This window comes from Deinococcus planocerae (genome assembly GCF_002869765.1).
Taxonomy (GTDB): domain Bacteria; phylum Deinococcota; class Deinococci; order Deinococcales; family Deinococcaceae; genus Deinococcus; species Deinococcus planocerae.
The window spans coordinates 1-7,030 of record NZ_PNOR01000074.1 but is presented as its reverse complement, the minus strand read 5'-3'; the positions used below and the strand labels follow the sequence as shown (position 1 = coordinate 7,030).

Annotated in this window: 8 protein-coding genes and 1 pseudogene; 2 read left to right on the top strand and 7 right to left on the bottom strand. The window is 68.7% G+C overall.

Features of this window, described 5'->3' with window-relative positions:
* The coding region (locus tag A7B18_RS23150) for a universal stress protein (protein WP_180970288.1) at positions 1 to 116 on the bottom strand (116 nt) is incomplete at its 3' end.
* A gap of 303 nt (positions 117 to 419) precedes the next feature.
* Here A7B18_RS23150 and A7B18_RS20805 point away from each other — a divergent pair.
* The gene (locus A7B18_RS20805; protein WP_102128576.1) at positions 420 to 1,343 is read left to right on the top strand and encodes a sodium:calcium antiporter; all 924 of its coding nucleotides are present in this window, start codon (positions 420 to 422) and stop codon (positions 1,341 to 1,343) included.
* Positions 1,344 to 1,485: 142 nt separating this feature from the next.
* On the opposite strand, the gene hpaI is transcribed toward A7B18_RS20805, so the two are convergent.
* The 6 genes from hpaI to hpaB form a co-directional block, all read right to left on the bottom strand.
* Positions 1,486 to 2,289 carry a 4-hydroxy-2-oxoheptanedioate aldolase gene (hpaI, locus tag A7B18_RS20800; RefSeq protein WP_102128575.1) on the bottom strand — a complete coding sequence of 268 codons (804 nt, stop codon included), beginning with the start codon at positions 2,287 to 2,289 and terminating at the stop codon, positions 1,486 to 1,488.
* Entirely contained in the window at positions 2,286 to 3,092 is an 807-nt protein-coding gene (gene hpaH / locus A7B18_RS20795) for a 2-oxo-hept-4-ene-1,7-dioate hydratase (protein ID WP_102128574.1), read from the bottom strand. Before hpaH ends, hpaI begins: the two co-directional genes overlap by 4 nt.
* A 22-nt stretch (positions 3,093 to 3,114) precedes the next feature.
* The gene (locus tag A7B18_RS20790) at positions 3,115 to 3,501 is read right to left on the bottom strand and encodes a 5-carboxymethyl-2-hydroxymuconate Delta-isomerase (protein WP_102128573.1); all 387 of its coding nucleotides are present in this window, start codon (positions 3,499 to 3,501) and stop codon (positions 3,115 to 3,117) included.
* A 17-nt stretch (positions 3,502 to 3,518) separates the two neighbouring features.
* The gene (locus A7B18_RS20785) at positions 3,519 to 4,304 is read right to left on the bottom strand and encodes a fumarylacetoacetate hydrolase family protein (protein WP_102128572.1); all 786 of its coding nucleotides are present in this window, start codon (positions 4,302 to 4,304) and stop codon (positions 3,519 to 3,521) included.
* A gap of 152 nt (positions 4,305 to 4,456) precedes the next feature.
* On the bottom strand, positions 4,457 to 5,422 hold the full coding sequence (gene hpaD / locus A7B18_RS20780) for a 3,4-dihydroxyphenylacetate 2,3-dioxygenase (RefSeq protein ID WP_102128571.1): 966 nt from the start codon (positions 5,420 to 5,422) through the stop codon (positions 4,457 to 4,459).
* Between the two features lie 10 nt (positions 5,423 to 5,432).
* A complete protein-coding gene (gene hpaB / locus A7B18_RS20775; protein ID WP_102128577.1) occupies positions 5,433 to 6,953 on the bottom strand; it encodes a 4-hydroxyphenylacetate 3-monooxygenase, oxygenase component in 1,521 nt (506 codons plus the stop codon).
* Between hpaB and A7B18_RS20770 the strand changes: the two are divergent.
* Positions 6,941 to 7,030: pseudogene (locus A7B18_RS20770) on the top strand (IS5-like element ISDge16 family transposase); the annotation flags it as partial. The gene hpaB and the pseudogene A7B18_RS20770 overlap by 13 nt on opposite strands.

Sequence of the window (7,030 nt, the reverse complement as noted above, 5' to 3'; positions counted from 1 at the left end):
GGCACGTGCAGGAAGGTGACGCGGGCGCCGAGCCGCCCGGCGAGCGCGAGGGCCCCGCTCGCGGCGCGGTTGCCCGTGCCCGAGCCGTCGACCGGAACCAGAATGGCGTGGAACATGGGGAACCCTCCCCACGGCGCGGGGGCCGTGCCCAGTGGTGGCCGTGTTACGCCGAGTGCCGCAGGAACCGGGGCCAGACCCGAGTGGACGGACGCATGTCACACCTCCTCTGTGGGTCTGGCCCTCGCTGCGAAGCGCCGGAAAGCGTTGCTTTCGGACTGACGGCGCGCGCACCTGCTCTCAGGCGGCTACTCCCCCGCGGTTGTGCCCTCAGCGTACGGGCGCGACATGTGAACACGGTGGCCCCCTCTTCACCCCCGCCAAACTCTTCCGTTCGGGGCGCCACGTGGTATTCCTGGGCCATGTCCCCTGCCCTCCTGCTCGCGCTGGGCGTGGTGTGCGCCGTGCTCGGCGGCGAGCTGTTCGTGCGCGGCGCGACCGGGCTGGCGCGGCTCGCCCGGGTCCCCGCCCACCTGATCGGCGTGACGGTGGCGGCCTTCGCCACCTCCAGCCCGGAACTCGCGGTCGCCGTGAATGCCGGGGCGGCGGGCGTGCCCGACATCGCGCTGGGAGACGCCGTGGGCACGAACGTCGCCAACGTCGGGCTGATCCTGGGCGCCGCCCTGCTGCTCTCCGGGATGGCGGCCCCGCGTGACAGCGTGCGGCGGGACTTCCCGGTCGCCCTGCTCACGCCGCTGCTGACCCTCGCGGTCGTGCTCGACGGGGAGGTCTCGCGCCTCGACGCGGGGCTCTTCCTGGCCCTCTTCGCCGCGTGGCTCGCCGCCGTGGTGCGCGAGGCCCGGCGTCAGCGGGGAGCAGTCGAGGAGGGCGGCCCGCTGCGGCGCGGCCCGGTCGTGGGGCTGAGCCTGCTCGGTCTGGCGCTGCTCGTCCTGGCGGGCCGATTGATCGTGGTGGGGGCGCAGGGCCTCGCCGCGGCCTGGGAGCTCGACAAGTTCGTCGTGGGAGCGACCGTGGTGGCGCTGGCGACGAGCACCCCCGAGCTCGCCACCACCCTGATCGCCAAGTGGCGCGGGCACGCCGATCTGGGCCTGGGCACCATCCTCGGGAGCAACATCTTCAACACCCTCTTCATCGTGAGCGTGGCGGCTCTGATCACCCCCATCGCGCTCGACTGGCGCACCGTCGCGGTGGGGCTGCTCTTCGGCCTGCTCACCGTCGCGGTGACGTGGCCCACCCGCGCGGGCTGGATCGGGCGCGGGCGGGGTGTGGTGCTCCTCGCCCTGTACGTCGCCTACGTCGTCGCGATCCTGGGCGGCCCGGGGTGAGCGGGCCAGAGCCCGGGAGCCCGGGTCCTTTACCGTGGGTCTGTCTGCCCGCTGAACGTGGCGGGCGGGCCGAAGCTGGCCCGGCGACTGGAGGACCTGGGCGCGGCGGAGCGTGACCCCACTCCGGGCCCCCGCCCGTTCCTCAGTAGACGCCCCCCGACCCGGAGGAGGTCCGCCCCCCCCGTCCGAAGCGCGCCGCGAGGTCCCCGGTGGCGCGGGCGAGCAGGCTCACGTCCACCCCCACCGCCACGAAGGTGCAGCCCTGGGCGATGTACCCCCGCGCCTGCGCCTCGTCGCTCGACAGGATGCCCGCCGCCTTGCCAGAGGCGACGATGGTCGCAATCGCCCGCCCGATGGCGTCCTGGACCTCCTGGTGGCCCGGCCTGCCCAGATGCCCCAGGCTGGCGCTCAGGTCGGCGGGCCCGATGAACACGCCCTCCACCCCCTCCACGGCGGCGATCTCCTCCAGATTCTCCAGGCCGCGGCGGCTCTCGACCTGCACGAGCAGGCAGATTTCGTCGTCGGCGCGGTGCAGGTAGTCGGGGACGCGGTTCCAGCGTGAGGCGCGGGCCAGGGCGCTGCCGACGCCCCGCACGCCGCGAGGAGGGTAGCGGGTCGCCGCCACGAGCGCGCGGGCCTGCTCCGCCGTCTCCACCATCGGAACGAGCAGCGTCTGGACACCCAGGTCGAGGTATTGCTTGATCAGCCACGTCTCCCCGACCACCGGGCGGACGATGGGCGCGACGGGATGGGGTGCGACCGCCTGAAGCTGGCTCAACGTGGAGCGCACGTCGTTCGGGGCGTGCTCGCCGTCGATGAGGAGCCAGTCGAAACCCGCCCCCGCGCACACCTCCGCGCAGTAGGGGTCGGCCAGGGCCAGCCAGAGGCCCACCTGGAGTTCACGCGCGCGCAGGGCCCGCAGGAAGGGGTTGGCGATCTCGCTCATGGGGCGAACCGGAAGGCCACGCCGCCCAGGGGGCCGTAGTCCGCGTGGAAGGTGTCGCCGGGCTGCGCGTCGACGGGCCGCGTGAACGACCCTGCCAGGATGACCTGCCCCGCTCTGAGCGTCACGCCGTGCGGCCAGAGTTTGTTCGCCAGCCACGCCACGCCGGTCGCCGGGTGGTTCAGGACCCCCGCCGCCACACCCGTCTCCTCGATCACGCCGTTCCGGTACAGCAGCGCGCCGACCCAGCGCAGGTCCACGTCGTGAGGCCGCACGGGACGCCCCCCCAGGATGATGCCCGCGTTCGCCGCGTTGTCGCTGATGGTGTCGAACACCTTGCGGGTCACGCCGCTCTCCCGGTCGATGCGCTCGATGCGCGCGTCGATGATCTCGATGGCGGGCACCACGTAACTGGACGCCCCAAGCACGTCGAAGACCGTGCAGTTCGGCCCGCTCAGGTCCCGCTCCAGCAGGAAGGCGAGTTCGACCTCCACCTTCGGGACGATGAAGCGCGAGGTGGGAATCTCGGAGCCTTCCGGAAACACCATGTCGTCGAGAAGCGCGCCGTAGTCGGGCTCGGTGATGTTCGAGGACATCTGCATGGCGCGGGAGGTCAGGCCGATCTTGTGCCCGTAGAGGGTGCGGCCCTCACCCAGCTTCAGGTCTACCCACGCGCGCTGGATGCGGTAGGCGTCGTCGATGGTGATGTCCGGGTATTCCAGGGAAAGTTGGCGAATCTGCCGCCGGGTCTTCTCCGCCTCGTTCAGGCGGGCGGCGGCGTCTTGGAGTTGGGTGTCGGTCAGCATTCGGTCCCTTGATCTTCCCGCCCTACTTCTTAAAACGGGCGTGGATGTTGTTGTGCTTGTACGTGCCCGCCTCGCTGAACTCCTGGAGTTCCATCGAGAGGGCGAGGTACCGCCGCGCGAACAGCTCCGCGAAGTGCGCCTTGATCACGCCGAACAGCTCGTCGCCGACCTGTTTCTTCACCTCGTCGCTGCGGCCCGCGCCGATCTTGAGGGTGACGTGGACGAAGGCGTCGTCCTCCCGCCCGTCCGCGACCCGGTAGTCGTGCAGGGCGACGGCGCGCGAGCGGATGCCGCCGACAGGAAACACTTCCGCGTGACCGATCAGCACCCGATGGATGTCCTCCAGCAGCGTGGGAATGTCCGTCTCGCCCTTGAGGTTGTCGGTGTATTCGATGATGACGTGCGGCAAGGGGAAACCTCCGGGGCCTACTGTCGCACGCCTTCCTGGGCGATGAGGGGCTCGGCGGCGTCCGTCTCCCACTGCACGTCGTTCTCCAGGGCGCCTAACCCGTCGATCTCCATGCGCATCACGTCGCCCGGGTGGACGTGCGAGACGCCCTTGGGGGTGCCGGTGAGGATCACGTCCCCGGCCTCCAGCGTCATGAAGCGGGACATGAACTCGATCAGCTCGGGACCCTTGAGGATCATGTCGCGGGTGGAGCCTTCCTGCCGCAGTTCCCCGTTCACGTACGCCCGCAGCCCGAGGTTGTACGGGTCGGGCACCTCGTCGGCGCTGACCAGGTACGGCCCGAGCGGTCCGAAGGTGTCCCAGCCTTTCGCCCGCATGGGGGGGCGGTAGTAGTTCGAGACGTAATCGCGCACGACCAGATCGTTGGCGATGGTGTACCCGCCGATGTAGTCCGCCGCGTCCTTCGCCTTCACCCGCCGGGCGTTGCGCCCGATCACGATGCCGAGTTCGACCTCGTAGTGCATGAACTGCGCGCCGCGCGGGTACTCCACGGTTCCCCGGTGGGGGAGAAGGCTGGTGTTCGGCTTGAGGAACATCACGGGTTCCTCGGGCGTCTTGAAGCCCAGCTCCGCCACGTGGTCAGCGTAGTTCAGGGCGAGGGCGATGACCTTGCCGGGGGTGACGGGAAGCAGGAATTGCACGTCGTCGGGGTGATGGCCTTCGCCCGCCGCGTCGATAAGCAGGTCATTTTTCAGGGTGCCCTGGTGCAGGCGTCCGCGGGAGAGGAAACGGGCGGTTTTCATGGTCGGGCCTTTCTGGGTGAGGAGTGGTGAGGTCACGGGCGGACCCCTCAGTCCGCTGCGCGGACAGCTCCCCTTAGAGGGGAGCCAGGTTTGACCCTTGCCTCCCTTTTAAGGGGAGGTCCCCGCGAAGCGGGGGAGGGGTCGCCCTCCACCTAAATCACATGCACCGGCAGCCCCCGCAACTCGCCCTCCTGCGGGGTCACCCAGCCGCCGTCGAAGGCTTCCAGCAGCGAGCCCTCCTCGAACCAGCTCCTCGGCGTCCTGGCGCCCCAGAGGGTCTGCCGCCGGGGGTCGTTCAGGGACCAGCGGATCGGCTCGAAGTCGGGGTCCACCGTCACGTAGTCGCTGGTGTATAGCTCGATGCGGTGCCCGTCGGGGTCGCGGATGTAGAGGAAGAACGCATTGGAGATGCCGTGCCGACCGGGGCCGCGCTCGATGTGCTCCGGCATCCGGGCACCCGCCAGGATGTCGCAGGCACGGATGATGCTCTGCATGTCGGGCATCCAGTAGGCGAAGTGGTGCAACCTCGGCCCCGTGCCGTTGGTAAGCGCGAGGTCGTGTACGCTGCCCCGGCGCTGAATCCAGGCGGCCCAGATCTTGCCGTGCTCGTCTTCCGTGTACTCACTCAGGCGGAAGCCCAGGTGATCCATATACCAGCGCATCACGCCTTCCACGTCCGGCGTCATCACGTTGATGTGGTCGATGCGTTGCAGGCCCGCGCCCCGGTGCAGGTGGTAGTCCTGAAGCAGCCAGGGGTGCTTGACCGACTCCGCGTAGAACGCGACGGGAACGCCGTAGGGGTCCTGAAAGCGCAGCAGACGGGGACGGTCCACCTCCATCTCCCAGCGGTGCGGGATGCCCTGCCCGTCGAGGAACTGCACAAGGGCGTCGAGGTCGGCGGTCGTTCCCACCCGATAGGCGAGGTGCTTGACGCCCGCCTCGGGGGCGAGTTCGAGCTTGAGCGTCCACTCGCGGTCCTCGTTGGCGCGCAGGTACAGGGCACCCTCGGTCTCGTGCAGGACGTTCAGGCCGAGCAGGTCCACGTAGAAGCGCCGGGACCGCGCAAGGTCGGTGACGTAGAAAACGCCGTGGGCGATGCGGATGGTGTTCGGTTGCATGGCGGGAACCTCAGTTGGCGGCGACCGGCTGCCGCTGGTGCAGGAACTGCCGGATGCGCTCCACGTATGGCCGCTTGTCGTACACCTCGTACAGGGCGCTGTACATCCGGATGGGATCGCCGAAGAAGTGCTTCTCGTAGAGGTTCTGCCTCGCGCCGAAGGCCGAGAGCGTCAGGTCCCAGGCCAGCCGGAAGAGTTTCAGGCGGTCCTCCGCGCTCGCGTTCGTCGCCTGGAGGTGCTTCTCGATGAATCCCCCGAGCGGCCCCTCGCGGTCCGCCTTGCCCGGCATCATGATGATCCCCGACGCGCCGAGAAGCTGGATGATCTCGTTCAGGCGCGGATAGATGCTGGGGTAGTAGTTGCGCGCGGCGTCGAGCGGTCCGCGGGCGGGGGTCATCACGCCGTACCCGTTGAGTTGGGCGCCTTCCACCGCCGCCACCTGAAGGGCTTTCATAATCTCCAGCGTGATGATGATCTCCGAGACCTTCTGCTGCACGTGCTGGAACTGTCCGCTGCCCACCGTGTCCACGATGCTCTGCGCGATGCCCAGGAACGCCTCGGTCTTGGAGACTTTCTGGTTCACCACCTGGTAGGCCATGTGGAGCACGGCGTCGGTCTTCGAGTACGCCTGATTGGCGAGCGTCAGGTCGTACATCAGGAAGACACGCTCCCAGGGCACGAGCACGTCGTCGAAGATCACGAAGGCATCCTGCTCGTCGAAGCGGCTCGACAGGGGATGGTCCTCTACGTCGCGCCCCAGGTCGAAGGGCTCGCGGCACTGGAAATAGAGGCCGGGCGCGTTGGTGGGCAGGCCGAAGCCCATCGCGTAGCGGCTCTTGTCGCCATTCTCCTTGATGACCGTGGAGGGGAAGATCAGGATTTCGTCGGCGATGGGCAGGGTGGCGAGCATCCGGGCGCCACGCACGATGACGCCCGCCTCCGTCTCCTCGACGATCCCCATGGCGATGTAGGGGTCAGGCAACTCGGATGCCTGCTTGCTGCGGTTGACCTGCGGGTTGGTCAGCGCGTGGGTGAGGCACAGGTCGTGGTCGCGCACGTACTCGTAAAAGCGGCGCATGTTCTCGCTGAAGTTGCGACCCGAGCCCTTCTCCCCGCTGTGCTCACACTGGTCGAAGTAGTCGCTCGCCATTCCGGCGGCCATGACGTTCGTGTTCATGTAGTCGGGCGCGCGGCCCAGCGTGCCCAGCGAGTAGTTCGCGCGGAGGCGGTGCGCCTCCCCGATCTTGCGCAGGTCGTCCTTCGTGCGCGGCACCATGAAGGAGGTCGCGTACCGCTCGCCGTTCTCCTCGTACGTCAGCACGTCGCGGAGGCGGGGGTCGTGTTGGAGGTCGTACAGCCCGGCGAGCGAGTGGGCGATGTTGCGGGTGGCGGGGTGGGTGGTGGGGTCCTCGACCCGCGCGCCGTCTACGTAGAGGTTCGGGGGGTTTTGGCGGAGGCGGTCGAGGAACTGCTGTCCGGTTCTAGGGTCTGTCTGGGTGAATTTGGGAGGATGGGGGGATGGGACGGACAGATTTAACCGAGCAGCAGTGGGCTCAACTTCGCCCACTGCTGCCCCCACACCCCAAGCGAGGACACGCCTACAAGGAC